The sequence below is a fragment of the Actinophytocola algeriensis genome, assembly GCF_014203735.1.
In the GTDB taxonomy this organism is placed as follows: Bacteria; Actinomycetota; Actinomycetes; order Mycobacteriales; family Pseudonocardiaceae; genus Actinophytocola; species Actinophytocola algeriensis.
In genome coordinates, this window is the sequence record NZ_JACHJQ010000006.1 from 667,302 (window position 1) to 691,046 (window position 23,745).

General features: G+C 69.9%; 24 protein-coding genes and 1 pseudogene. 17 read left to right on the forward strand and 8 right to left on the reverse strand.

All coding sequences use genetic code 11. The features are described from left to right. Window positions 1–2: 2 nt before the first annotated feature. The 5 genes from FHR82_RS29985 to FHR82_RS30005 all read left to right on the forward strand — a co-directional run bounded on the left by FHR82_RS29985 (window position 3) and on the right by FHR82_RS30005 (window position 4,909). A complete protein-coding gene (locus FHR82_RS29985; RefSeq protein ID WP_184813907.1) occupies window positions 3–1,151 on the forward strand; it encodes an acyl-CoA dehydrogenase family protein in 1,149 nt (382 codons plus the stop codon). Then, complete coding sequence (locus tag FHR82_RS29990; RefSeq protein WP_184813908.1) at window positions 1,151–1,897, forward strand: GntR family transcriptional regulator; 747 nt, start codon at window positions 1,151–1,153, stop codon at window positions 1,895–1,897. Before FHR82_RS29985 ends, FHR82_RS29990 begins: the two co-directional genes overlap by 1 nt. Before the next feature lie 230 nt (window positions 1,898–2,127). Beyond that, a complete protein-coding gene (locus FHR82_RS47690; protein ID WP_221464425.1) occupies window positions 2,128–2,958 on the forward strand; it encodes a TetR family transcriptional regulator C-terminal domain-containing protein in 831 nt (276 codons plus the stop codon). An 84-nt stretch (window positions 2,959–3,042) separates the two neighbouring features. Beyond that, window positions 3,043–4,365: an SNIPE associated domain-containing protein gene (locus tag FHR82_RS47695; protein WP_184813909.1), complete on the forward strand. Its 1,323-nt coding sequence runs from the start codon at window positions 3,043–3,045 to the stop codon at window positions 4,363–4,365. A 49-nt stretch (window positions 4,366–4,414) separates the two neighbouring features. Next, window positions 4,415–4,909 carry an FBP domain-containing protein gene (locus FHR82_RS30005; RefSeq protein ID WP_184813910.1) on the forward strand — a complete coding sequence of 165 codons (495 nt, stop codon included), beginning with the start codon at window positions 4,415–4,417 and terminating at the stop codon, window positions 4,907–4,909. Here FHR82_RS30005 and FHR82_RS46605 read toward each other — a convergent pair. Both FHR82_RS46605 and FHR82_RS46610 read right to left on the reverse strand, forming a co-directional pair. Then, window positions 4,896–5,030, reverse strand: coding sequence for a hypothetical protein (locus tag FHR82_RS46605; protein ID WP_260418119.1), 135 nt, complete (start codon window positions 5,028–5,030; stop codon window positions 4,896–4,898). The genes FHR82_RS30005 and FHR82_RS46605 overlap by 14 nt on opposite strands. Beyond that, the gene (locus FHR82_RS46610; RefSeq protein ID WP_225943923.1) at window positions 5,027–5,215 is read right to left on the reverse strand and encodes a nuclear transport factor 2 family protein; all 189 of its coding nucleotides are present in this window, start codon (window positions 5,213–5,215) and stop codon (window positions 5,027–5,029) included. Before FHR82_RS46610 ends, FHR82_RS46605 begins: the two co-directional genes overlap by 4 nt. A 120-nt stretch (window positions 5,216–5,335) precedes the next feature. On the opposite strand from FHR82_RS46610, the gene FHR82_RS30015 reads away from it, so the two are divergent. The 5 genes from FHR82_RS30015 (at window position 5,336) to FHR82_RS30035 (ending at window position 9,657) form a co-directional block, all read left to right on the forward strand. After that, window positions 5,336–5,563 (forward strand): DUF2630 family protein, encoded by a 228-nt coding sequence (locus FHR82_RS30015; protein ID WP_184813911.1) that lies wholly within the window; start codon window positions 5,336–5,338, stop codon window positions 5,561–5,563. Window positions 5,564–5,626: 63 nt separating this feature from the next. Beyond that, complete coding sequence (locus FHR82_RS30020) at window positions 5,627–7,666, forward strand: phosphocholine-specific phospholipase C (protein WP_184813912.1); 2,040 nt, start codon at window positions 5,627–5,629, stop codon at window positions 7,664–7,666. Window positions 7,667–7,697: 31 nt separating this feature from the next. After that, the gene (locus FHR82_RS30025; protein ID WP_184813913.1) at window positions 7,698–8,102 is read left to right on the forward strand and encodes a nitroreductase/quinone reductase family protein; all 405 of its coding nucleotides are present in this window, start codon (window positions 7,698–7,700) and stop codon (window positions 8,100–8,102) included. Beyond that, window positions 8,102–8,710 (forward strand): AAA family ATPase, encoded by a 609-nt coding sequence (locus FHR82_RS30030; protein WP_184814157.1) that lies wholly within the window; start codon window positions 8,102–8,104, stop codon window positions 8,708–8,710. The genes FHR82_RS30025 and FHR82_RS30030 overlap by 1 nt, the downstream gene beginning before the upstream one ends. A gap of 167 nt (window positions 8,711–8,877) precedes the next feature. Next, complete coding sequence (locus tag FHR82_RS30035) at window positions 8,878–9,657, forward strand: hypothetical protein (RefSeq protein ID WP_184813914.1); 780 nt, start codon at window positions 8,878–8,880, stop codon at window positions 9,655–9,657. On the opposite strand, the gene FHR82_RS30040 is transcribed toward FHR82_RS30035, so the two are convergent. After that, entirely contained in the window at window positions 9,658–11,391 is a 1,734-nt protein-coding gene (locus tag FHR82_RS30040) for a pyruvate dehydrogenase (RefSeq protein WP_184814158.1), read from the reverse strand. It abuts the gene before it with no gap. Between the two features lie 98 nt (window positions 11,392–11,489). Here FHR82_RS30040 and FHR82_RS30045 point away from each other — a divergent pair, with 98 nt between their 5' ends. Beyond that, window positions 11,490–12,371, forward strand: a complete 882-nt coding sequence (locus tag FHR82_RS30045; protein WP_184813915.1) for a LysR family transcriptional regulator — start codon at window positions 11,490–11,492, stop codon at window positions 12,369–12,371. Between the two features lie 39 nt (window positions 12,372–12,410). Here the strand turns inward: FHR82_RS30045 and FHR82_RS30050 are convergent, their stop codons facing one another. Continuing rightward, window positions 12,411–13,736, reverse strand: coding sequence for an NAD(P)/FAD-dependent oxidoreductase (locus tag FHR82_RS30050; protein ID WP_184813916.1), 1,326 nt, complete (start codon window positions 13,734–13,736; stop codon window positions 12,411–12,413). Window positions 13,737–13,795: 59 nt separating this feature from the next. Here FHR82_RS30050 and FHR82_RS30055 point away from each other — a divergent pair, with 59 nt between their 5' ends. The 4 genes from FHR82_RS30055 to FHR82_RS30070 all read left to right on the forward strand — a co-directional run bounded on the left by FHR82_RS30055 (window position 13,796) and on the right by FHR82_RS30070 (window position 18,128). Then, on the forward strand, window positions 13,796–14,464 hold the full coding sequence (locus FHR82_RS30055; RefSeq protein ID WP_184813917.1) for a FadR/GntR family transcriptional regulator: 669 nt from the start codon (window positions 13,796–13,798) through the stop codon (window positions 14,462–14,464). 442 nt (window positions 14,465–14,906) lie between these two features. Further along, entirely contained in the window at window positions 14,907–15,644 is a 738-nt protein-coding gene (locus tag FHR82_RS30060) for a creatininase family protein (RefSeq protein WP_184813918.1), read from the forward strand. Window positions 15,645–15,675: 31 nt separating this feature from the next. Then, window positions 15,676–16,593 carry a CE1 family esterase gene (locus FHR82_RS30065; protein ID WP_184813919.1) on the forward strand — a complete coding sequence of 306 codons (918 nt, stop codon included), beginning with the start codon at window positions 15,676–15,678 and terminating at the stop codon, window positions 16,591–16,593. 50 nt (window positions 16,594–16,643) lie between these two features. Then, window positions 16,644–18,128, forward strand: a complete 1,485-nt coding sequence (locus tag FHR82_RS30070; protein WP_184814159.1) for an AbgT family transporter — start codon at window positions 16,644–16,646, stop codon at window positions 18,126–18,128. A gap of 97 nt (window positions 18,129–18,225) precedes the next feature. Here FHR82_RS30070 and FHR82_RS30075 read toward each other — a convergent pair whose 3' ends face one another. Together FHR82_RS30075 and FHR82_RS30080 are read right to left on the reverse strand one after the other, a co-directional pair. After that, window positions 18,226–18,702: a GNAT family N-acetyltransferase gene (locus FHR82_RS30075; protein ID WP_184813920.1), complete on the reverse strand. Its 477-nt coding sequence runs from the start codon at window positions 18,700–18,702 to the stop codon at window positions 18,226–18,228. Next, entirely contained in the window at window positions 18,699–20,792 is a 2,094-nt protein-coding gene (locus FHR82_RS30080) for a DUF6351 family protein (protein ID WP_311771339.1), read from the reverse strand. The genes FHR82_RS30075 and FHR82_RS30080 overlap by 4 nt, the downstream gene beginning before the upstream one ends. Window positions 20,793–20,920: 128 nt before the next feature. Between FHR82_RS30080 and FHR82_RS30085 the strand changes: the two genes are divergently transcribed. Beyond that, window positions 20,921–21,646 carry an ABC transporter permease gene (locus FHR82_RS30085; protein ID WP_311771340.1) on the forward strand — a complete coding sequence of 242 codons (726 nt, stop codon included), beginning with the start codon at window positions 20,921–20,923 and terminating at the stop codon, window positions 21,644–21,646. Between the two features lie 115 nt (window positions 21,647–21,761). On the opposite strand, the gene FHR82_RS30090 is transcribed toward FHR82_RS30085, so the two are convergent. After that, window positions 21,762–22,334 carry a 1,2-dihydroxy-3-keto-5-methylthiopentene dioxygenase gene (locus FHR82_RS30090; RefSeq protein ID WP_184813921.1) on the reverse strand — a complete coding sequence of 191 codons (573 nt, stop codon included), beginning with the start codon at window positions 22,332–22,334 and terminating at the stop codon, window positions 21,762–21,764. A gap of 90 nt (window positions 22,335–22,424) precedes the next feature. Between FHR82_RS30090 and FHR82_RS30095 the strand changes: the two genes are divergently transcribed. Further along, window positions 22,425–23,186 (forward strand): alpha/beta fold hydrolase, encoded by a 762-nt coding sequence (locus FHR82_RS30095; protein ID WP_184813922.1) that lies wholly within the window; start codon window positions 22,425–22,427, stop codon window positions 23,184–23,186. On the opposite strand, the pseudogene mtnB reads toward FHR82_RS30095, so the two are convergent. After that, a pseudogene (mtnB, locus tag FHR82_RS30100) lies at window positions 23,179–23,702 on the reverse strand (methylthioribulose 1-phosphate dehydratase). The gene FHR82_RS30095 and the pseudogene mtnB overlap by 8 nt on opposite strands. Window positions 23,703–23,745: the final 43 nt, after the last annotated feature.

A 23,745-nucleotide genomic window follows, 5' to 3' on the forward strand; every position in this document is an offset into this window, starting at 1 on the left:
CCATGCTGAGCGAAGAAGAGCAGGCGATCGTCGACACCGTGCGCGAGTTCGTGGACCGCGAGGTGCGGCCGGTGGTGCGGGAGCTGGAGCACGCGAACACCTACCCCGAGCGGCTGATCGAGCAGATGAAGGAGCTGGGCGTCTTCGGCCTCGCGATCCCCGAACCGTACGGGGAGGTCGCGGTGTCGACACCCTGCTACGTGCAGGTCACCGAGCAGCTGGCGCGCGGGTGGATGAGCCTCGCGGGCGCGATGGGCGGTCACACGGTGGTCGCGAAGCTGATCACCAGGTTCGGGACGGAGGAACAGAAACTGCGCTACCTGCCCCGCATGGCGACCGGCGAGGTACGCGCGACGATGGCCCTCACCGAACCGGGCGGCGGCTCCGACCTGCAGGCCATGACCACGGTGGCGAAGCGCACCGGCGAGGGTTATGTCGTCAACGGCACGAAGACGTGGATCACGAACTCCCGCCGCTCTGGCCTGATCGCGTTGCTGTGCAAGACAGACCCGCACGCGACCCCGAGGCACTCGGGTATGAGCATCCTGCTGGTGGAACACGGCGACGGCCTGACGGTGTCCCGCGACCTGCCGAAACTGGGCTACAAGGGCGTGGAGAGCTGCGAACTGTCGTTCACGGACCACACCGCACCGGCGTCGGCACTTCTGGGTGGCAAGGAAGGCGAAGGTTTCACCCAGATGATGACGGGCCTGGAAACGGGCCGCATCCAGGTGGCGGCACGGGCACTGGGCGTGGCACGAGCGGCCCTGGACGACGCGCTGAAGTACTCGCAGGAACGCGAGGCGTTCGGCAAGCCGATCTGGCGGCACCAGTCGATCGGCAACTACCTGGCCGACATGGCGACGAAGTACACCGCGGCGAGGCAGCTGGTGCTGCTCGCGGCAACCCGCGTCGACGCGGGCGAACGCGCCGACATGGAAGCGGGCATGGCGAAGCTGTTCGCGTCGGAAGCGGCGATGGAGATCGCGTTGAACGCGGTCCGCATCCACGGCGGCTACGGCTACTCGACGGAGTTCGACGTGGAGCGCTACTTCCGGGACGCCCCACTGATGATCGTCGGCGAAGGCACGAACGAGATCCAGCGCAACGTGATCGCCGCACAACTGGTGGCCCGCGGCGTGCCGAACTGATGCCCCGCGACGAACCGGCGTACCAGACGCTGGCAAGAACCCTCCGCGACGCACTGGTGCGGGGCAGCTACCCGGAAGGCGTCAGGCTGCCGACCGAAGCGGAACTGGCGGCCGCGTACAAGGTCAGCCGCCAGACTGTCAGACGGGCGTTCCAGGACCTGGTGGCGGACGGCATGGTGCACCGCGTCCCGGGCCGGGGCACCTTCGCCACCCCGCGCGACGGCCGCTACCTGCGCCAGTTCGGCACCATCGACGACCTGATGGGCCTGTCGATCGACACCCGGCTGGAGGTCGTGACCCCGCTGCGCCGCAGAGTGGACGTCGAAGCCGCCGCCCGCCTGCGCCTGACGGGCGACGCGGTGCACACGGTGGTGTTCCGCCGGGTACACGACGACATCCCGTTCTGCGTGACGACAGTGCACCTGCCACCGCGGGTGGGCGAGGTGCTGTCAGGAGAACCCACACTGACGTCGGCGGGCGCGACCAGCGCCACGACGGTCATCGCCATGGTCGACACCCGCTTCCCCATCGCGGAGGCGGAACAGAGCATCACCGCGGTACTGGCCCAGCCCCCGGCCACCACCCACCTGGACTGCGTCCCCGGCGACCCGCTGCTGCGCGTGGACCGCACCTACCACTCGACGCGGGGTGAACCGGTGGAACTGGCGATCTCGTACTTCCTTCCGGAGCACTACTCCTACCGGGTCCACCTGCGCCGAGCGGGCGGAGCATCGACGAGTGCGTGACACCCGCCGGGATCACGAGGCGATCGCGGAACCGGCCAGCAACCCCAGCACCAGGAGGAACAGGCAGAACCGGACCATGGAACCGAACGAGCAGTTGATGTGCATGGCGCTCTCCCTCCAGCCGAACTGATGAGAACCTTGGTACGGCAACGGAGTCCGTGGGCAACACGACCGCGCGGGACGGTCCTGTCGGGACCTCCCGGCCGGGAGGTCCGCAAGGGTAGGCAGTGGTGGTCTACAGCAACCTGGACGACGACCTGACCGGTGTCGTGCTGAACGTCCACCGGCGGAACAGGGAGGCGACCCGGCGGCTGGTGAACCACCCGCTCACCCGCGCCTACCTCGAGGCGGGCCTCCGGATCCTGGAGCGCGAGTTCGGCGACGGCCAGGCGGCCCACGAGGACCGGCTGCGGCGACCGCTGGCGACACTGACGAGGGAGACGGTGATCGCCGAGGTCGCGCACGGCCCGTCGGAACTGCCGCGGCCGGGCACGGTCGGCTCCTTCCGCGACCGCTGGGCGTACTTCCCGGACTACGTCTCGGACCTGACCCGGTACGTGCTGCGCACACAGCGGATGCCGTACGACGCGCAGCTCGCCGAGCAGGCCGGGCAGGCACTCGCCGACGGCGAGTTCTCCTCGGCCGTACACGAGGTCGCGTTCCGCAGGATGCGGCTGTCCACGCGGTCGACCACCATGCGCTTCCGGTACTCGGCGGTCGCACTCGCGATGCAGGACCAGCGGCTGTACGAGCCGTTGTCGTCGCTGTACGAACACGTGACCGACGTGTGGGAGCGGCTGATCGTGTCGGTGCTGTCCAGCCGCGGCCTCGAACTGCGGCCGGGACTGACCCCGAGGGACCTGGCGACGATGCTGACCGCGCTCAACGAGGGCCTGGCACTCCGAGTGGCGAGCGAACCGAACCACCACGTCATCGACGAGACCGGCCGCCGCAGCATGCTCGGCACGGCGGCGTTGACACTGTTCGCCGGCGCCGTGGACACCGGCGACGGCGCCTCGATCGAAGAGGTGGTCGACACGCTGACCCGATATCTCGAGTGATCGAACATGCCTGTAACAGCGAACCGCCCGAATGCGACGCGTTAGCCATATCGAGCCTGGCGTTGATCCACATGGGGGTTCCGCGTGTTCGGCACCAAGACGAAGCAGATCACCGACCTGCGACAACACGCGGCCGGGCTGCAGACGCAACTGCAACAGGCACACGGACAACTGCAGCAGGCGCACGCGCACCTGGCACAGATCGGTGCCATGGAGCATTGGCAAGTTCGCCAGGAAATCGATCAGATGCGAGCCGAGATGACGCGCCTCTCGTCCGCACACGCCGCCGAGAAGCAGCGCTATGCGGCCGAGATCCGGCACCAGCAAGACGTGCTCGCCGAGAAGATCTCCGAGGTCCGCGCCCAGGTCGCCCAAGCGCAACAGGAACTCGTGCCGTTCACCGATGAGATGGTCTTCCAGCAGGCGGGCGTCTTCCGTTACCACCACCCACTCGAGAACGCCGAGGCCTACCGAGTAAGCCTGGAGCAGATCACATCGGAGATGAAGCAACTCATCAGCGCGAAGCAGGCGGTTGACGCGAACTACGCGTTCACCTTCAACAACTCCCAGGCGCAGGGCCGCAAGATGGTCAACGACTGGTGCAAGATGATGTTGCGGGCCTACAACTCAGAAGCTGAGAACTGTCTGCGCGTCATGAAAGCGGGCTCGGTCGACACGGCGAAGAAGCGCCTCGACCGGATCGGCGTCGCGATCGAGAAGCTCGGTGGCATGTTGTCGATCCGGATCTCCAGTCGCTACCGCAGGCTCCGCATGATGGAACTCGAACTGACGGCCGACTACCTGCTCAAGAAGCAGGAGGAGAAAGAAGCCGAGCGCGCGGAACGGGAACGGCTCCGCGAAGAGGCGAAGGCACAGGCCGAGTTCCGACGCGAGATCGAGAAGCTCGAGAAGGAACGCAAGCACCTGATGAACGTCCGGCAGGCATTGCTGGACAAGGGCGACGAGGCGGCGGCCGCGAAGATGGCGGCGGAACTGGAGAACGTCGAAGCCGGTCTGCAAGGCCTGCACGACCGCGAGGCCAACATCCGCGCCGGCTACGTCTACGTGATCAGCAACCTGGGCGCCTTCGGCCCGAACATGGTCAAGGTCGGCATGACCCGCCGCCTCAATCCCATGGAGCGCGTCCTCGAACTGGGCGACGCATCGGTGCCCTTCCGGTACGACACCCACATCATGTTCTACTCACCGGACGCGGTGAGCCTGGAGAACGCGCTGCACCACGAACTGTCCGCCCAGCGGGTCAACAAGGTCAACATGCGTCGCGAGTTCTTCTACACCACGCCCACCCAGGTGCACGAACTGCTGAAGAAGCACGCAGGCCAGGTGCTCGAGTACCTGGTGGACTCGGAAGCACTCGAGTTCCGGCAGAGCACCATCCCAGCCTAGTGGTGTTAATCATTTGCCTAGGGACTCTAGGCAGCCTACCGTCGCAGGCATGAGACCAGTCACCGAACGCGAGATTCGCACGTCGTTCGTCAACTGCAGCAAGGGCGAGGCGAAACGGCTGACCGTTCCCAAGGACCTCGCGGACCGCTCCTGGGACGACCTCGACTTCCTGGGCTGGCGGGACCCGAGCGCCCCCGACCGCGCCTACCTGGTCGCCGAGTCCGGCACCGGCCTCGTCGGCGTGACACTCCGCCGCGCGACTCCACCATCGGGCGCACGGAAGAGCATGTGCGCCCTCTGCCTGACCACCCACAGTGGCGACGGGGTCTCCCTCATGACCGCGCGCAAGGCAGGCAAAACCGGCCAGCAGGGCAACTCGGTCGGCTCCTACCTGTGCGCCGACCTCGCCTGCTCCCTGTACCTGCGCGGCAAGAAGGACACCGAACCCGGCGCGCGTGCCCACGACTCGCTCCCCCTGGACCAGCAGGTCACCCGCACGAAAGCGAACCTCGCCGCGTTCCTGGACCGCGTCACTCGCGGATAGTCATCCGCGACACGCGGTCGCCCGCCACCCGGAACGAGAAATGGCTCGGCCCGTGGAACCCGTTGCCGCCGACCTGCGCGGTCACGACGGTCTCCCCGGACTTCGACGCCACCTCGGTCACGTCGAGGCTGACCTGCTTGCCGATGAACTCGTCGTCGCCCACCCGCGGATCGCCGCCGCGCCGCGGAACTCCCGGCCCCAGTCGTCGACCACGCCGTCCTCGGTGAACCCGGGCAGGAACGCGTCGATGTCATGGCCGTTGGCCGCGTCGAGCAGCCGCTGGACCTCCGCCGGCACCTCAGTCATCGCGCAGCCTCCAGGTCTCGGGGGTCTCGCGCGATGGTCCCAGACCGAGCCGTGCTCCGCAGCCCACGTGCGCGCTCGGTCACGTGGGCAAGCACGCGACTCTCTGCGACGATGGACGGCATGAACGACAAGGAGATCTCGGCACGCATCGGCTCCCTCATCGACGAGGAGCACAAGCTGGAGCGCGCCGGTCAGGAACCCGACCACGAGCGGCTGCGTGCCATCGAGGTCGAGCTGGACACCTGCTGGGACCTGCTGCGCCAGCGCCGCGCCCGCCGCTCCGCCGGCGAGGACCCCGACGAGGCGGCCGCCCGTCCCGGCAACGTCGTGGAGGGCTACCTGCAGTAAGAGTTGCGCTACCCGGCGACTTGCTGACACCTGGCGTTCAGCCGACCCCACCAGGATCCCGCCATGGCTCACATCTCGCGTCGCCGGCTCCTGTCCACCGCCGCCGCGGCCAGTGGCGCGGCCGCGGTCGGCTCGCTCCTGCCCCCGTCAGTGCACGAGGCCATCGCCGCCACCCCGGTCCGCCGCGGTGGGCTGAAGTCGGTCGAGCACGTCATCGTCCTCATGCAGGAAAACCGGTCGTTCGACCACTACTACGGCTCGCTGCGCGGGGTCCGCGGCTTCGGTGACCACGACCCGCTCCGGCAGCCGGACGGCCGGCCGGTCTTCCGCCAGCCCGCGGGCGCAGGCGAGGTGCTGCCGTTCTCGCTGCGTGCCGCGGCCGAGCTGGCGAACCGGCCGCCGTCGGACATCCAGTACCTCGGGGACCTGCCACACGGCTGGCACGACGCGAGCGCCGCCTGGGCCCGCGGTTGGAACAACGGCTGGGTACCCGCGAAGAGCGCCGCCACCATGACCCACTACGAGCGGCAGGACATCCCGCTGCAGTACGAGCTGGCGGACACGTTCACGCTGCTCGACGCCTACCACTGCAGCATCCACGGGTCGACCAACCCGAACCGGAACTTCCTGTGGACCGGCACCACGGGGTACGAACCCGGCTCGACCGCGCGTGCCGTCACCAACGCCGCGTACTCCTACGACCACGCGGGTTACGACTGGGTCACCTACCCGGAGCGGCTGCAGGCGGCGGGGGTGTCGTGGCGCATTTACCAGGAGTGGGACAACTTCACCGACAACGCGGTGGAGTACTTCCTGCCGTTCAAGCAGGTCGGGCACAAGATCCTCGCGCACGTGGACGCGCCGTTCCGGACCACGGAGGAGTTCTACTCCGCGCTGTTCGACATGTCGGCCGTGGACCGCGCGCGGTCGTTGTCGCAGTTCGCGGACGGTCGCGCCGCCCTGAGTGCGGCCGAGCGGACCCTGTTCGACCGCGCCATGTACCGGTCGGAACCGGACACGCTGGTGTCGCGGCTGAAGGCGGACATCTCGGCGCGGCGGCTGCCGAAGGTGAGCTGGCTGGTGCCGACGGCGGCGCTGTCCGAGCACCCCGGCGCCTCCACGCCGGCGGGCAGCGCGAACCTGATCTACCAGGTGCTCGACGCGCTGGCGTCGGACCGGGAGACCTGGTCGAAGACCGTGTTGTTCGTGAACTTCGACGAGAACGACGGCTACTTCGACCACGTGCCCGCTCCGGTGCCGCCCGCGTCGGCGACCGACGACTGGTACGACGGCAAGCCGCTCGGCCTCGGCCCTCGCGTCCCGATGACGGTGGTGTCGCCGTGGACGGTCGGCGGGTTCGTCGACTCGGAGGTCGCCGACCACACGTCGGTGATCCGGTTCCTCGAGCGGTGGACCGGTGTGGCGGAGCCGAACATCAGCCAGTGGCGGCGGACCGTGTGCGGCGACCTGACCTCGGCGTTCGACTTCGCCGACGGTGGCAGGGCGCCCGAGCTGGACCAGCCGGGCCCGGTGCCGCCGCCGATCTCGCGGTGGCGCCCGGCCCCGCCTGCCGAGCAGGCGCTGCCGTCGCAGGAGCCCGGCCGCCGGCCTGCACGGCCGCTGCCGTACCGGCCGTGGGTGTCGGCGCGGGTGTCCGGTTCGGAGCTGGCGCTGACGATGGGCGGGTCATGCCATTTCGCGGTGTACCCGTACGCCGGTGAGCTGCCGGAACCGTTGCACGTGGACGCGGAAGCCCGTGCGGTGGCACGGATTCCGGTCGGCCCGGCCTACGAGCTGGCGGTGCAGGGGCCGAACCGTTTCTGGTACGAACTGTCCGGTTCGGCGACCGGCCCGGCCGTGGATGTCATGTTCCGCGAAGGAACCCTCGACCTGGTGAACCACGGCCGCGCCACCGTGACGCTGCGCGTCCACGCGTTGCGCTACGGCACCCGTTCCACGACGGTCCGGCTGCGCGGCGGTCAACGCCGTTCACTCGACTGGGCAACGGATCGCGGCTGGTATGACCTGGAAGTGACCGCCCCGGACTTCCGACGCCGCCTGACGGGCCGCGTCGAGGACGGCAGGCCGGGTGTGACGGCCTGATCTGTCGGTGGCCCGGTCTACCGTGTCGGCCATGGACATCCAGGCAATCAACCGCAGGGTCATCGAACAGTTCCGCGCGGGCGGCGAGATCGACGGCATGCACCGCGAACGCTTGCTGCTGCTGACGACGAAGGGCGCGAAGACCGGCAAGGACCACACGGCACCGATGATGTTCCACCCGGACGGTGACCGCGTGCTGGTCATGGCCTCCAACGCGGGCGCGCCGGAAGCACCGGACTGGTACATGAACCTGCGGGCGAACCCGTCGGTCACAGTGGAACGAGGCGAGGAGAAGTACACGGCGACCGCCGAGGTACTGACCGGCGACGAGCGCACCCGCTTATGGGCGGAGATCACGGCAGCGAACCCGTTCTTCGTCGACCACGAGCAGAAGGCGAACCGAGAGATCCCGGTGGTGGCCCTGGCGCGCGCGTGATGCTGATCTGGCTCAACGGCCCCTTCGGCGGCGGCAAGACCCAGACCGCACACGAGCTGAACCGCCGCCTGCCGGGGAGCGTGATCTGCGACCCGGAGCTGGTGGGCTTCGGCCTGCGCAGGATGCTGCCCCCACCCCTGCGCTCCGACTTCCAGGACCTGCGGTCGTGGCGCGCGGGCGTGGTGGAGGTGCTGGACCTGGTGCTGCACAAGCACAAGGGCCCGGTGATAGCCCCGATGACGGTGACCAACCCGACGTACTTCAAGGAGACAGTAGGCCGATTACGCGACATGGACCACGAGGTCCACCACTTCTCACTGCTGGCACACAGGGAAACTGTGCTGAAACGGCTGCGACAGCGCGGCTTGGGCCGAGCGGTCCCGTGGCTGCGGGACACGTGGGCGGAATCCAAAGTAGACGAGTGCCTGTCCAGACTGCAGGACCCCGAGTTCGCAGCCCAGGTGTGGACGGACGCCCTTCCCGTCAAGGAGGTGGCCGACCAGATCGCCACCGCGGCAGGCATACGACTGGCCCCGAACACGGACACCCGCCTGCGGGCCTACGCCCGCCGCACGTGGACCAGCCTGAAACACGTCCGCGTCGACTGACCAACTCACTCCCTGAGCTGACCCAGTTGATCGACGATGCGATTCCAGAGCGCCTCGAAGAACTCTTCGTACACGCTGAAGCCGTCCGGTCTGGTCACGGGCAGGCGGATGGAGATGAAGGCGACGACGTACCGCGCCCGCGTGCCGCCCTCGCATAGGCTGGACCGGTGGCGCAGACCATCTGGGACGAACCGACCGCTGAGCAATCGGCGCTGCTGGGAGCGATCCTGGCCGCGCGCGACGAGACCGGCTCCTGGCCCACCGTCGCGCGACTGCCGCACGACGCGCAGGCCGTCCTGGACTCGTTTCCCGCCGCGGAGACCGAAGAAGGCACCCGGTACCGCGCCATCTGGGTCGACGACCAGGTAGGGCTCACGCTGGCCGCGGGTCTCCTGACCCTGGACTACGAGATCGCGCCCTACCTGGCCATGATCCGAACCTGCGCGAACCGGGTCGCCAACCACGGACCGGTCACCATGTCGAGCGGCCGGTTCCACCGCCAGTTCGGCGCGGACCACGCGTTCCACGTCCGGACGTTTCCCGCTGTCCTGCAACGGGAACCGCTCGGACGAGCAGCGGACATCACGACGAAGGGCGACGACTGGTCGATCACCTTCACAGAGGAGTTCGCCGTGTACGCGGGCGTACGCCACCTCAAGGACTACGTCCACAAGACGGTCGACCCACCGGCCGAGCAGGCACCGCCAGATGAGTACGTCGACCCGGCGTTGATGCGGCAGCTGGCCGAGACCCAGCACCCCGCCAAGGACCGCCTGCTCGCCGTGCTGTCGGAACTGAACAGCAACTACGAGGCGGGCAACCCGTACGCGACGCTCCTGCTCCACCGCGCGGTGACGACCGGCAACACGGAAGTCCTCGACATGGCCGACGTGCCGCCACCCGGGTCGCTCGACGCGTTGATCCGTGCGCTCATCGAGCGGACCTGATCACGGGCGCGGCGTGTTGCGCAGGTTGCTGCGGGCCATCTCGACCATCTTGCCCACGCCGCCGTTCAGCACCGTCTTGCTCGCGGCCAGCGCGAAACCGCGGACCATGTCGCCGGTGATCTTCGGGGGAATGGACAGCGCGTTCGGGTCGGTCACCAGCTCCACCACCGCGGGGCCGGGGTGCGCGAACGCCTTCTCCAGTGCGCCACGGACGTCGCCCGGGTCGGTCACCTGCTCCGCGTACAGCCCGCACGCCCGCGCGATCGCGGCGAAGTCGACCCTCGGGTGGTCGGTCCCGTAGTCCGGCAGCCCGTCGACGAGCATCTCCAGCTTGACCATGCCGAGCGACGCGTTGTTGAACACCACGACCTTCACCGGCACCTCGTAGGTCGACAGGGTCAGCAGCTCACCCATGAGCATCGACAGCCCACCGTCACCGGACAGCGACACCACCTGCCGGCCGGGCTGCGCCAGCGCCACCCCGATGGCCTGCGGCAACGCGTTCGCCATGCTGCCGTGCCGGAACGAGCCGATCACGCGCCGCTCGCCGTTGGGGGTCAGGTACCGCGACGCCCACACGTTGCCCATGCCCGTGTCGACGGTGAACACCGCGTCGTCCGCGGCGACCTCGTCGACCAGCGACGCCGCGTACTCCGGGTGGATCGGCGTCCGCTGCGCCACCCCCGACGTGTACGCCTCGACGACCTTCTCCAGCTTGCGCGCGTGCCGCAGCAGCATCCGGTCCAGGAACGACCGGTCCGTCCGCGTCCGCAGCAGCGGCAGCAGCGCCTCGACCGTCTCGCGCACGGACCCGTGCACGCCCAGCTCCAGGGGCGTCCGCCGCCCGAGGTGCGCGGGGTCGACGTCGACCTGCACCGTCCTGGCCTGCGGGAGGAAGTTGTCGTACGGGAAGTCGGTGCCCAGCAACACGACCAGGTCCGCCTCGTGCATGGCCTCGTAGCACGCGCCGTACCCGAGCAGTCCGTTCATGCCGACGTCGTACGGGTTGTCGTACTGGATGACCTCCTTGCCGCCCAGCGAGTGCCCGACCGGCGCGACCAGCGCGGTCGCCAGCGACATCACCTCGTCGTGCGCACCCTCGGCGCCCGCGCCGACGAACAGCATGACCTTCTCGGCCGCGTTCATCAGCGCCGCCAGCTGCGTGACGTCCTCGGTCGACGGGGCCACCGGCGACGGCGGCACCAGCGTCAGCGGCACCGAGACGGACCCGGCCGCGCGCCGGTCCGCGACGTCACCCGGGATCGACAGCACCGCAACACCACGCTTGCCCACCGCGGCCTGCATCGCGATCCGCAGCAGGCGCGGCAGCTGCTCGGGCTCCGACACCAGCTCGCTGTAGTGGCTGCACTCGCGGAACAGCTCGGCCGGGTGCGTCTCCTGGAAGAAGCCCGTCCCGATCTGCGTCGACGGGATGTGCGAGGCGATCGCCAGCACGGGCGCGCCGCTGCGGTGCGCGTCGTACAGCCCGTTGATCAGGTGCAGGTTGCCCGGTCCGCAGCTGCCCGCACACACCGTCAGCTTGCCCGTGACCTGCGCTTCGGCCGCCGCGGCGAACGCCGCCGCCTCCTCGTGCCGGACGTGCACCCACTCGATCCCGTCGGTGCGGCGCACCGCGTCCACGACCGGGTTGAGGCTGTCGCCGACGATCCCGTAGATCCGCTCCACCCCGGCGTCCCGCAGCGTCCGCACCAGCTGCTCCGCGACCGTCGCCATCACGCTCTCCTTCACCGACTGGACTCCTACCGCCAGCATCCGCCCGCCAGAACCATGCGTCCAATGCCGCTTTCACCTGCGACCCATAAACTGAGCGCATGGATCTGACGGTGTTGCGTCTGTTCCAGCAGGTCGCGAGCGGCGCGACGGTCACCGACACCGCCGCCCGCGCCCGGCTCACACAGCCTGCTTTGTCCCGGGCACTGCGGCGAGTCGAGCACGAGGTTGGCGCGGAACTGTTCCAGCGCGCCGGCCGCACGCTACGGCTCACCCCGGCAGGTCACGCGTTCAAAGCCCACGCCGAGGCGGTGCTCGACCACTACGACCATGGCGTGCGCGAAGTCCGCGAGCTGGTCGACCCCGACGCGGGCACGGTCCCGCTCGCGTTCCTGCACACCCTCGGCACGTGGCTCGTCCCGACGGTGATCCGCGGCTTCCGCGAACAGCACCCGCGCGTCCGGTTCGTGCTGCGCCAGCACGGCGAGGAGGGCCTGACCGCCGAACTGCTCGACGGCACCGCCGACCTCGTGCTGACCAGCGGCGACCCGGGACTGCCCTCGGTCGAATGGCAGCGGCTGCTCGTCGAGCCGCTGCACCTGGCCGTGCCGCCGGACCACCGGCTCGCCAACCGGGAAGAAGTGCGGCTGGCCGACGCGGCGGACGAGACGTTCATCCTGCTGCGCCCCGGTTACGGGTTGCGCGCCACCACCGAGGAACTGTGCGCCGCGGCCGGGTTCACGCCCCGGGTTGGCTTCGAGGGCGAGGAGGTCGAGACGCTGCGCGGCCTGGTCACCGCGGGTCTTGGCGTGGCGCTCGTGCCACCACCCCAGACCACCTCCGCGGCACCACATCTCCGGGTGACGGATGTCCCGTCGGAACGCGACATCGGCATCGCCTGGCTCGCGGGTCGCGAACTGCCACCGCTGTCGGCCGCGTTCCGCGCCCACGTCCTCGCCGAGAGCTGGACGGCCCGGCCATGACCGCTCCCGGCTCCGTGTCGTCGGAGCCGGGACGCGTGTCTACCTGCGCGTGGGAAGCTCGGGGATCCGCGGCACCTCCGGGTTGTCGGTGTCGAGCGGCACGTGTGGCGCGCGGACCAGCCCCAGCTGCACGGACTGCCGTCCGATCACCGCGTCCAGGAGCCAGTCCACGGCCGTGCGGACGCGGTTGCCCGGCATGGCGGCGAGGTGGTAGCCGCGCGTGACGACCTTCGCCGGGAAGCCGCCGAGCGGGATCTTCAGCGGGTTGGCCGCGGCCTGTTTGCCGCCGAGGTCGACGACGAAGCCCAGGTCGTGGTGCTTGTACTTGCGCAGCTTCCCGCCGGTGAGCGACGCGACGACGTTGCGACCCGCGAGCTTGCCCTGGCGGGACGCGTGCTGGGCGGTCATCGCGGTGACCTCGCCGGGGCGGGTGAGGTCGGGGACCGCGGCGGCGTCGCCGCACGCGAAGACCTCCGGGTGCCCCGGCACGACCAGGGTCGGCTCGACGACGACGCGCCCCTTCTGCGTGGCCAGCCCGGTCCCCTCGACAACGGGGTCCGGCCGCACGCCGACGCACCACACCAGCGACCGGGTGCAGACGACCTCACCGCTCTTCAGCTGCACGCCGTCGGCGGTGGCCTCCTCGACCGTGTCGCCCATGCGGACCTCGACGCCGCGGGCGCGCAGCACCTTGTCCGCGGTCTTCGACAGCCGCGGGTTCAGCTCCGGCAGGACCTTAGGCGCGATGTCGAGCAGCAGCCAGCGGATCTTCTGGTCACGCAGCTCGGGGTGCCGTTCGGCGACGGCCGTCGTGAACAGCGGTCCCTGCGCGGCGACCTCGGTCCCGGTGTAGCCGGCGCCGACGACGACGAACGTGCAGCGGGCGTCCCGCTCGGCCTGGTCGTCGGTCACGGCGGCCAGCTCGATCTGGCGGATGATGTGGTCGCGCAGGTAGAGCGCCTCGGGCACGCCGCGGAACCCGTGCGCGTGCTCGGCGACGCCGGGGATGGGCAGGAGCTTGTTGACGCTGCCCGCGGCGAGGACGAGCCGGTCGTAGCCGAGCTCGTGGGCGCCGCCCTCCGGGTCGATGTAGGTGACGGTGCGGCCGTCGAGGTCGACTTTGTCGACGGAGCCGAGCGCGAGCCGGACGCCGGGCAGGGCGGCCGGGAGCGAGACGGTCACGCGCCGGGGGTCGATCACGGCCGCGGCGACCTCGGGCAGCAGCGGCAGGTAGAGGAAGTAGTCGGTCGGGTTGATCAGGACGATCTCGGTGTCACTGCCCTCGGGAAGCGACTTGAGCAGCGAACGGGCCGTCTCGAACCCGGCGAACCCGCCTCCGACGATCACGACGCGCTTGGATGCCATGGCCCCATCGTTCCCCGGATACCTTGACACCAAAACTCATCAACTGATTTAGTCACTTTATGAGTCTTTCGGAGCGGCTGGCGGACAGCATCGTCGAGATCATCCGCGACGAGCAGCTGGCCCCAGGTGCGGCGCTGGCGTCGTCCCGGGATCTGGCCAAGCGGTTCGACGTGACGACCCCGACGGTCCGCGAGGCGCTGCGCAGACTCGAGGCGACGGGCATCGTCGAGTTCCGGCACGGGTCGGGCACGTACGTCGGTGCGGGGATCTCGCGGAGAGTGCTGGCCAACCCCCACCGCCCGACGATCGACCGCGAGTCGGTGCTGGAACTGGTGGACGCCCGCCTGGTGCTGGAACCGGCGATCGCGGCGGCCGCGGCGAGAACCCGTGCGCCGGAAGCGATGTCGCGCCTGGAAGCAGCGGTCACCAACGCCCTGCACCCACCGGCGGGCGACACCCGCCCGGCGGTGCACTTCCACGTGGCACTGGCGGCGGCGAGCGGCAACAGGTTGCTGGAAGAGTCGGTGGAGGCGTTGCTGCACGTGCGAGTGCGGGAACAGATCGAGATCCGCCATCGCTACGACGACCGCGAACGCGACCACGCGGAGCACGTCCGGATCCTGGCCGCGATCCGCGAAGGCGACCCGGCGGCGGCGGAGACCCTGACGCGCACCCACCTGGAGTCGATCCGCAAGGCGATCGAGACGGCGGAGTTCCGAGCCCCATGACGACGGACGCCGCCGGCCCCCCGAACTCCAGCGTACCGACGACCACCGACAGTCCAGGCGCGCAAACGCCACTTGTCCCCACCCCAACGGGCGAACCCCGAACGAAAGTCCCATTCACACGCCCAGGGGACCCCCTGATCTCAAGCCTAGCCGCGGGCACCGACAACCCAGCACCACCAACAACACCTGTCCCCACCCCAACAGGCGAACCGCGAACGACAGTCCCACTCACACGTCCAGGGGACGCCCTGAACTCAAACCCAGACGCGACACCGACAAACCGGAACCGCGAACGCCGTCCGTTCACAACGAAAACGAACCAGCCCGAGCGAAAGTCCCATTGGCGCGACAGGGGGACCCCCTGATGTCAAGTCTAGTCGCTGGGGCCGACGAAAACGGTGCCGTCGACCGTGCGAATGGGACAGTCGCTCGGCTTGCCGGGATGACCACCCTCGAGGCCGGGCGGGCCGCCTCCGCAGGCACCGTCGTCATCATCCCCGCCGGCGCGTTCGAGCAGCACGGTCCCGGCATGCCGCTCGCCACCGACCTCATCCGGGCCGAGCACGTCGTCGAGCAGGTGACCGCGAGGCTCGGTGGGCGAGCCGTCGTCGGGCCCTCGATACCCGTCGGCGTCTCGCCGCACCACCTCGCTTTCGCCGGTACCGTCACGCTTTCCACCTCGACGTTCGCCGCGGTCGTCCGGGAGTACGTCGACAGTCTCCACCGCCACGGGTGGCGGAAGGTTCTCGTGGTGACCGGTCACGGTGGCAACAACGCCACCCTGACCGCGGTCGGCCAGGACCTGCTGACCTCGCACCCCGACCTGCAGTTCGCGTGGACGCCGGTGACCCCGCTCGCCCGCGCGGTCATGCCGGCCGACCTCAGCGAGGTCCACGGCCACAGCGGTGAGGCCGAAACCGCGCAGATGCTCCACATCGCACCGGAACTGGTGCACCGGGATCGGCTCGAGAAGGGCACCACCTCCCTCGACGAGCTGGATCCAGTGGCTCGACTGTCCCGTCGCGACGGTCATCCCTCTCTCCCGATTCGCTACGACCGGCTCAGCGCCAACGGCGTGCTCGGCGACCCGACCGTCGCCACCCCGGAACTCGGTCAATCCATTGTGGACACAGTGGTGGCCGGCATCGCGGGCTTCGTCGCCGACTGGCTGGCCGCATAACCCGTCAAAGCCGACGGAAAGGAACACCCCCATGCGTTCCCGCGTACTCGCATGCCTAGCGGCGGCCGCCTCCGCCGCCGCGCTCCTCACCGGCCCCACCGCCGCCGCGACACCGCAGCGCGGTTGCGGGGCGCCACCTCAGGAACCCGGCACCAGCGCGCTCCGGACCATCGAGAGCGGCGGTCTCCAACGGACCTACCAGCTCCACCTCCCCGCCGACTACCACAAGAAGCGCGACTGGCCGCTGATCGTCGTCTACCACGGGCGCGGCAACACCGGCGCCGGCACGGAGACCTTCTCCAACCTGTCCACGCTGCCCGCGATCGTGGCCTACCCCAACGGCGTGATCGGGCTCGGCGACGGTGACCGCCAGGCGTGGCAGGGCGCCCCGTACTCGGCGCCGGGCGTCGACGACGTCGCCTTCACCAACGACCTGCTCGACGAACTGGCACGCACCCTGTGCGTCGACGAGCGCCGCGTCTACGCGACCGGCAAGTCCAACGGCGCCGGGTTCGTCGGCATCCTCGGCTGTGTCCTCGCCGACCGGATCGCGGCCATCGCGCCGGTCGCGGGTGCCTTCTACCCCAACGGGATCGACTGCCGTCCGTCCCGGCCGGTGCCGGTGCTCGACTTCCACGGCACGGCGGACGCCACCATCCCGTACACCGGTGACGCCGACCGCGGCCTGCCCGCGATCGGGGACTGGGTGACGGCGTGGGCCGACCGCGACCGGTGCCGCAGGCAGGTGCCGGACGTGGCGATCGAGCCGGACATCACCGTCGAACGGTGGACCGGCTGCCGCCGAGGCGCGGAGGTCGTGCACGTCGCGGTCACCGGCGGCGGCCACACGTGGCCGGGCGCCGACAGCTACAGCGGCGGCGGGTACACCACGCAGACCGTCGAGGCACACGAGGTGCTCTGGCAGTTCGTGCGGAGGTACTCGCTGTGAGCGCCGAAACCACGCCCCGGCAGGAAAAGTTGCCGCGCATCGTCCGCGCGATGGCGGTCATCGAGCGCGCGGGCAACGCACTCCCCCACCCCTTCTGGCTGTTCTGGATCCTGTCCGCGATCCTCGCGGTCGTCAGCGCGCTGCTGGCCGGACTGGACGTCTCCGTGGTCTCGCCGAGCGACGGCGAGACCGTGACCGTGCGGAACCTGCTCAGTGGCGACGGCCTCGCCATGGCGATCTCGACCATGGTGGAGAACTTCGCGACGTTCCCCCCGATGGCGACGATCGTGGTCGTGATCATGGGTGTCGCGGTCGCCGAACGCAGCGGGTTCCTGGCCGCGCTCATGCGGGTCGGTGTGTCGCGGGTGCCCGCGTCGTGGGTGGTGTTCGCGGTGGCGTTCGCGGGCACGGTCGCGCACGTGGCGTCGGCCGCGGCCTACATCATCCTGGTTCCGTTGGGCGGCCTGGCTTTCCGCGCGGTCGGCAAGTCGCCGATCCTCGGCATCGTGGTGGCCTACACGGCGATCGCGTCCGGTTACGACGCGAGCCCGGTGCCCACCCCGAACGACGCGATCTTCGCGGGCATCACGACGGCGGCGGCGCGGATCATCAGCCCCGAGGTGTACGTCTCGCCGCTGTCGAACTGGTTCTTCAACATCGCGTCGTCCGCACTGCTGGCCACGGTCATCACGCTGGTCACGAAGTTCGTGCTGAGCAAGCGCCCGGACCTCGACGCCGACCCGGACGCGGACCTCGATGACATCGGGAGCCTCCACCTGCGGGCGCAGGAGCGCTCGGCACTGCGGTGGTCGCTGAGCACGCTGGGCGCGGCACTGGTCGTGCTGGTGCTCGTCATGCTGCCGACGTCGTCCCCACTGCGCGGCGCGAACGGGTCCATTGTGGAGTCTCCGCTGCTGGACGGCATCGCGGCGGTCGTGGCGTTCCTCTTCGGGCTGACCGGCATCGTGTACGGCGCCAGGGCCGGGACGATCAAGAAGCCCGGTGACGTGCCGAAGCTGATGGTCGAGGGCATCAAGCAGATGGCGCCGGTGCTGGTGCTGTTCTTCGCGATCGCCCAGTTCCTGGCCTACTTCGACTGGACCCACATCGGCGACGTGCTGGCGGTCCGCGCGGCCGAGGTGTTCGAGTCGAGCGGCATGCCGATCGCGGTGATCTTCCTGCTGGTGCTGCTGGTGCTGACACTGGTCAACATCATGGTGACGAGCGGCTCGGCGATGTGGTCGATCGCGGCGCCGGTGCTCGTGCCCATGCTGATGCTGGTGGACGTGTCACCGGAGACCACGCAGGCACTGTTCCGCATCGCCGACTCGGGCTCGACCGCGATCACGCCGATGAGCCCGTACTTCGTGATGGCGCTGGGTTTCCTGCAGCGCTACCGCAAGTCGGCGGGCATCGGCACCCTCGCGTCCTACACGCTGCCACTGGCCATCGCGATGACGGTGACGTGGACGCTGCTGTTCTACGCGTGGTGGCTGATCGGCATCCCGTGGGGCCCGGGCGCACCGTCCCGCTGACTGCCGATGGCGGCCGCGGCGGCCGGAATGTCGACGTAGAGGCGCGACCCGGCCGCCGCGAACGGTGGGGCACGACGACGACGTCGGGGCCGCATCCTCATCGCGGGCGAGCCGTGAGGTCCAGGCGGAAGACCTGCCGGGAACCGCCTTCCGGGCCCGGCTCGACGACCTCGGCGGGGGTGAAGCCGAGACGCTCGTAGAAAGCGCGTGCGCCACTGGCGGAGGCACCCGGGTGGTCCGCCCCGAAGGTGACGACCTCGACGGTGCCCGGACCTCGCACGAACCGGTTCATCGCGTCCGACATCAACGCGCGTCCGACACCCTCGCCGCGTGCCTGCTCGGAGACGACGAGCCAGCGGACGTGGTGAACGGGAGGCTTCGCGCTGAACAGCAGCCCGCCGAGGAGCGCCACGTCCGAGGAAACGGCCACGAGCGCCGAGGACCGGCGAACGTGCTTGTCCACGGCGCCGCGAAAGCCGGGGTCCCCGACCATCGGGCCGAACCAGTGCTCGACCTGGGCCGCCAGCCCGAGGAGACCCGGTAGGTCCTGCTCCCGCGCGGCTCTGACGATCACCGGTAGGTCTGCCACACCCCGCGCGGGTCGCGCTCGCTGACGCCCTTGCGGCTGTAGTCGCACACGCCGGTCGGGAAGGCCTTGCGCAGCAGGGCCTTCTCCCCGGCGGTGAACGTGACCGGGTAGTCGGCGAAGTCGAGCGAGGTCAGGCGGCACTTGATCGTGGTCATCGACAGGTCCGCTCCCGCGACGAGGCGGGGGTTCGCGGCGATCGGGTACAGCTGCCCGCACCGGCCGCCCGACGGGTAGGTCAGCGGCTCGGCGATCCGTTCCGTCGCCGACACGTAGCAGCCGTCGGTCAGGTCGGCCGGCTTGTTCGCGATCACCTTCCTGGCCTTGTCGCGGCGGGAGTCGTCGTCGCCGATGGCGGTCAGCCAGCGATCCATGGCGTCGAGCTGGTACACCGCCGCGGCGCCTGCCTGTGCCGGGTCCGGCGCGGACTCGATGATCACCTGGTTCGCGTACGTGCCGTTCTGGGTGCGCAGGCGGTCGCGCATGATGTAGGACATCTCGGCCGTGTGGATGTCCGCGAGCGGCGTGACCCGGTCCAGGTAGGTGCGCTGGTCGATGATCGGCGTGTACCGCAGGCCCAGGCTCGCGCTGTTCATCAGGTCCGCTCGGTACGCGGCGTCGAGGCCACGGGGGTCGGCCGACGTGCGGGTGGGGATCGGGCGGCCCGCGTAGTCGTAGCCGCCGACGCCCGCGTTCAGCGCCGCGAACTGTGCGGGCGTGATCGAGCCGTCCTCCAGTGCCGCCAGGCCGTACTGCACGCCGACGTTGTCGAGCACCGCGCGGACGAAACCGTTGCGCGGGTCGCGGCCCAGCTGGTTCGCCCACTGCTCCGCCGCGCCGCACCGCAGCCCGTCGGGGTTGGTCACCTCGTCCCACCGGACCTCGACGGGGATGATCGGGTCGCAGCTGCCGGTCGCCGTCGCGCGGCTGAGGAACGTCGCCTGCCAGGACCGGCACGTGTTGTAGGAGTTGTAGCCCGACACCGCGCGCTGCTGCTCGGGCGTGTAGCCGCCCTTGGCGAAGTACGCGTTGAGCAGGCCGCAGTCGGTGACCGGGCCCATGGTGGTCAGCGGGTCCGGGTAGGAGATGCCGGGGATGATGCCGTCGAGGATGCCGGGGTAGGCGTCGGCGATGTCGTACTGCTGGATGGCGCCGCCGGAGCCGCCCCAGCCGATGGTGTGGCGCGCCGGGCCGTAGGTCTCCTGGAAGTGCTCCTTGACCATCATCGCGGCCTCGGCCGAGATGATGGGGCTGCAGTTGTTGTCGAGCACGTTCAGCGAGGACGACGCGACCGCGTACCCCTGTGACAGGAACAGGTTGTCGAGCACGCCCGCGGTGCCGCCGCCCTGCCGGTAGCCGCCGTTGCAGCCGCCACCGAAGTTGTAGACGAGCCTGCCGTTCCAGCCGGTCTCCGGCTCGACCGGCGACGGGTCCGTGCCGTCGTACAGCGCCGCGAGCTGGTAGACCGCGCGGTCGATCACGCCGGTCTCGACGCGCACGACGTACGGCACGGCAGTGCCGTCGACGGACGCGGACGCGAGGTCGGCGGGCCGGTCCGCGGGGTTGGCCAGCGGCTTGAACTGGCCGCCGGTCGTCCGGTACTGGAACGAGACCACCGTCGGTGCCTCGCACAGCGGCTGCCGCGCGGGTGCCAGGCCGAACGCCTCGGTCTGGCAGTAGAACGGTGTCTGCTGCCGCCCGGAGAACACCGGGCCGGACCGCGGGTGGTTCACCACGCGCAGGCTCGCGTGCCTGCCGCGGCTCGCGGTGGCGGTGATCGTGTTGCGGCCCTCGCGCAGGCCGTCGACCACGCCGAGCAGTGAGCCGTCGGGCTGCTGCCTGAACGAACCGGTGACGTCGCGGCCGTTGCTGCGGACGCGGACCCGGTCCCCGTGCGTGACGCGGACCAGCGCGTCACCACCGCTCACGAACTCCGGTTTGGTGTTGGACTCGACGGCCAGCGCCAGGTCCGGTCGTCCTTCGGCGGTCGCTGCCGTCAGTCCCGTCATGGCCAGCGCGGTGGCGGCCAGGGCAGTGGTGCACAGGACAGCGGCCGCGCGAGCAGGGATCCGGGTCACACAACGGATCCTATTTCGGCGGTCAATGGCCGGGCCCGGTCGGTGGCGGCCGCGCCGGGGCGGGCACCCGAGCCAGATCATGACCGGCATGCCGGGAGACCGGCCGTGGAGTGTGCGACCTTGTTGGCGTGCACGTCGCAATCGGATGGTCGCTGGCCGGGGTCCTGGTGCTGTTGACGGCCGTCGCCGCGGTGGTGGTGGGCGTGGGGAGGCTCGGTTCGTGGCGCCCGGTGGTGACGGCCGCACTCCGCGCCATAGGTCAGTTGGCGGCGGTGAGCTTCATCATCGTGCTGGTATTGCGCAACGGCTGGCTGACGGCGGCGTTCGTGCTGCTGATGTTCGCCATCGCGACGCTGACGTCGGCCCGGCGCGGTGGTGGCCCGTGGGCGGGTGCCGCGATCTTCGGTGGTGTCGCCCCGATCCTGGGGCTGCTGCTGGCGACACGCCTGGTCCCCATGAACCCGGTGGCGATCATCCCGATCGCGGGCATCCTCATCGGCGGCGCCATGACGGCGACGTCGCTGGCGAGCAGGCGAGCACTGGACGAGTTGGCCTCCCGCCGAGGCGAGTACGAAGCCGCGCTGGCGCTGGGGCTGACCAACCCGGACGCCGCTCGCCTGATCGTCCGCCCGACGGCAGGGCAGGCACTGGTACCGGCGCTGGACCAGACCCGCACGGTGGGCCTTGTGACGCTGCCTGGCACGTTCGTGGGCATCCTCCTGGGCGGCGGCACCCCACTACAGGCGGGCGCGACGCAACTCCTGGTGCTGATCGCGTTGCTGGCGATCGAGGGAATCGCGGTGCTGGTGACTGTGGAGTTGGTGGCGGCGGAGAAGCTCACCGCACGGACGTGAGGGCAGGCGGAACCGGACGAGTTGGTGGGCCCGGGTCACCCAAACGGACCATCTGCCCAAACCCCCGGCACACCCCTCCCCGGCAGCCCCGACGGCACCTCGAACCAAGAACCCCTCAGCGCCGGGCCAACGTGTCGAAGTCAGGGAACGAGTCAGCCAACCGAGCGCCGGTGAAGTTCCCCACCCAGCCGTCCTCGTCGTGGAAGAACCGGATCGACACGTAGTCCGGGCGGGTGCCCATGTCGAACCAGTGCGTCGTGTTCGCGGGCACGCTCAGCAGGTCCCCCGCCTCGCACAGCACCGCGTACACCTTCCCGTGGACGTGCAGGTAGAACACCCCGGCACCACGGGCGAAGAACCGGTCCTCGTCATCGTCGTGGGTGTGTTCGTTCAGAAACTTCTGCCGGGCCTCCGCTGCCTTCGCGCGCCACTCGTCCGTGTCTTCCGGGGTCATGTGGAGTGCGTCCACGAGGATGTAGCCCTCGTTCTCCACCACGCGGGACACGTACGGCTCGTACGCCGCCAGCACCTCGTCGGACGTGGGGGCCGCAGGCAGGCCCGGCACCACCGGCCAGCGTTCGAAGCGCACGCCCAACTGCTTCAGCTCGTCGGCGATCGTGTCGCCGTCCTCTGTCCTGGTCAGGACAGTGGTCGGGTCGTCGTCGGGCCACACGGTCAGCAGTGTCATGAGGGTTCTCCTTCTCGCTTCACCAGACTATGTCGAAATCCGGCTGTCGGCTTCGTCGGTCGGGGAGAGGACCGAGCGAAAGGGACATTCATGCGACTTGACGTACCCGGTGCCACGCTGCGCTACGAGACCAGGGGAAGCGGGCCTGCCCTCCTGATGATTCCGGGCGGCCCCACCGACGCGCACGCGTTCGACGGGCTCGCCCCGCTCCTGACCGGCACCGTCATCACCTACGACCCACGTGGCCTCGGGCGCAGCACCAGCGAGCCCGGCGCCATCACCGTGCACCAGCAGGCGGAGGACGCGCTCGCCGTCCTGGACGCCGTCACCCGTGAGCCAGCGGACGTCTTCGCCCACAGCGGTGGCGCGATCACCGCCCTCGCGCTGGTGGCCAAGCATCCGGAGCGGCTGCGTACCGCCGTTCTCCTGGAGCCGCCGCTGGTGGAGCTGCTGCCCGAGGCCGACCGGATGCGGGAGGAGACCGCCGAGGTGGTCGCCGCCTACGAGGAAGGTGGCATCGCGGCGGCCGGGGCGGTGTTCGCGAAGCAGTCCGGGCTCGACGGGCCGGAAGGGCCGCCCGATCCCGGGTTCATGGCCAACCTCGACGTGTTCTTCGGGCAGATGTACGCGCCGATCGGTGAGTTCCACGCCGATCTCGACGCCGTGCTGGCCGCCACGACGAGGATCGAGGTGGGCGTCGGCACCACGTCGAAGGGAGAGGTCGCCCACCGGGCCTCGGTCGCGCTGGCCGCCGCGCTCGGCCGGGTGCCGGTCGAGTTCCCCGGTGACCACGCCGGGTTCGGCACCGACCCGCGGGCCAGTGCCGACGTGCTGCGCCGCCTGCTCAGCTGACAACGAACCGCAGCAGCCATTCGAGGCATTCGAGCCGGTGCCGCGCCTGACGCAGGTCGTCACCCCACACGTACACACCGTGGCGGGCGACGATCAGCGCGGGGGTGTCGGCGCGGTACCCGCGCTCGAACGCGTCTCCTAGCACCCGCATGTCCTGGCCGTTCTGGACGACCGGGATGGTGACCAGGTCGTCGTGCGCCGCGCGGCCGAAGCCCTTCAGCATCTCCAGGTCCCGCAACGGCACCCCGCCTGGCCAGCGTTCCGCGGCCTGCACCGGAGCCAGCGCGTGGACGTGCACCACCGCGCCGGCACCGGACACCGCCGCGATCCGGGCGTGCAGTCCCGCCTCGGCCGACGGCACACCGGGACCGGTCGGCAGACCGGCGGCGTCGACCTCCACGTAGTCGGAGGACGTCAGCTCCCCCTTGTCAGGCCGCTGGCCGTGACCGCGAGCCGCAGCGGGTCGCGGTCCAGCACGACCGACAGGTTGCCGGACGTGCCACGCATCCAGCCCATCGACGCGTACCGGGCGGCCTCGTCGGCGAGCCGCTGCCCCACA

Excerpts from the sequence above, each read along its gene's own strand:
- FHR82_RS30015 (WP_184813911.1), top strand. The coding sequence starts at position 5,336 with ATGAACGACAAGGAGATCTCGGCACGCATCGGCTCCCTCATCGACGAG.
- FHR82_RS30025 (WP_184813913.1), top strand. The coding sequence starts at position 7,698 with ATGGACATCCAGGCAATCAACCGCAGGGTCATCGAACAGTTCCGCGCG.
- FHR82_RS30090 (WP_184813921.1), bottom strand. The coding sequence starts at position 22,334 with ATGACACTGCTGACCGTGTGGCCCGACGACGACCCGACCACTGTCCTG.
- FHR82_RS30020 (WP_184813912.1), top strand. The coding sequence starts at position 5,627 with ATGGCTCACATCTCGCGTCGCCGGCTCCTGTCCACCGCCGCCGCGGCC.
- FHR82_RS29990 (WP_184813908.1), top strand. The coding sequence starts at position 1,151 with ATGCCCCGCGACGAACCGGCGTACCAGACGCTGGCAAGAACCCTCCGC.
- FHR82_RS29985 (WP_184813907.1), top strand. The coding sequence starts at position 3 with ATGCTGAGCGAAGAAGAGCAGGCGATCGTCGACACCGTGCGCGAGTTC.
- FHR82_RS30045 (WP_184813915.1), top strand. The coding sequence starts at position 11,490 with ATGGATCTGACGGTGTTGCGTCTGTTCCAGCAGGTCGCGAGCGGCGCG.
- FHR82_RS30055 (WP_184813917.1), top strand. The coding sequence starts at position 13,796 with ATGAGTCTTTCGGAGCGGCTGGCGGACAGCATCGTCGAGATCATCCGC.
- FHR82_RS30070 (WP_184814159.1), top strand. The coding sequence starts at position 16,644 with ATGGCGGTCATCGAGCGCGCGGGCAACGCACTCCCCCACCCCTTCTGG.
- FHR82_RS46610 (WP_225943923.1), bottom strand. The coding sequence starts at position 5,215 with ATGACTGAGGTGCCGGCGGAGGTCCAGCGGCTGCTCGACGCGGCCAAC.
- FHR82_RS30060 (WP_184813918.1), top strand. The coding sequence starts at position 14,907 with ATGACCACCCTCGAGGCCGGGCGGGCCGCCTCCGCAGGCACCGTCGTC.
- FHR82_RS30030 (WP_184814157.1), top strand. The coding sequence starts at position 8,102 with ATGCTGATCTGGCTCAACGGCCCCTTCGGCGGCGGCAAGACCCAGACC.
- FHR82_RS30050 (WP_184813916.1), bottom strand. The coding sequence starts at position 13,736 with ATGGCATCCAAGCGCGTCGTGATCGTCGGAGGCGGGTTCGCCGGGTTC.
- FHR82_RS30040 (WP_184814158.1), bottom strand. The coding sequence starts at position 11,391 with ATGGCGACGGTCGCGGAGCAGCTGGTGCGGACGCTGCGGGACGCCGGG.
- FHR82_RS30005 (WP_184813910.1), top strand. The coding sequence starts at position 4,415 with ATGAGACCAGTCACCGAACGCGAGATTCGCACGTCGTTCGTCAACTGC.
- FHR82_RS30095 (WP_184813922.1), top strand. The coding sequence starts at position 22,425 with ATGCGACTTGACGTACCCGGTGCCACGCTGCGCTACGAGACCAGGGGA.
- FHR82_RS30065 (WP_184813919.1), top strand. The coding sequence starts at position 15,676 with ATGCGTTCCCGCGTACTCGCATGCCTAGCGGCGGCCGCCTCCGCCGCC.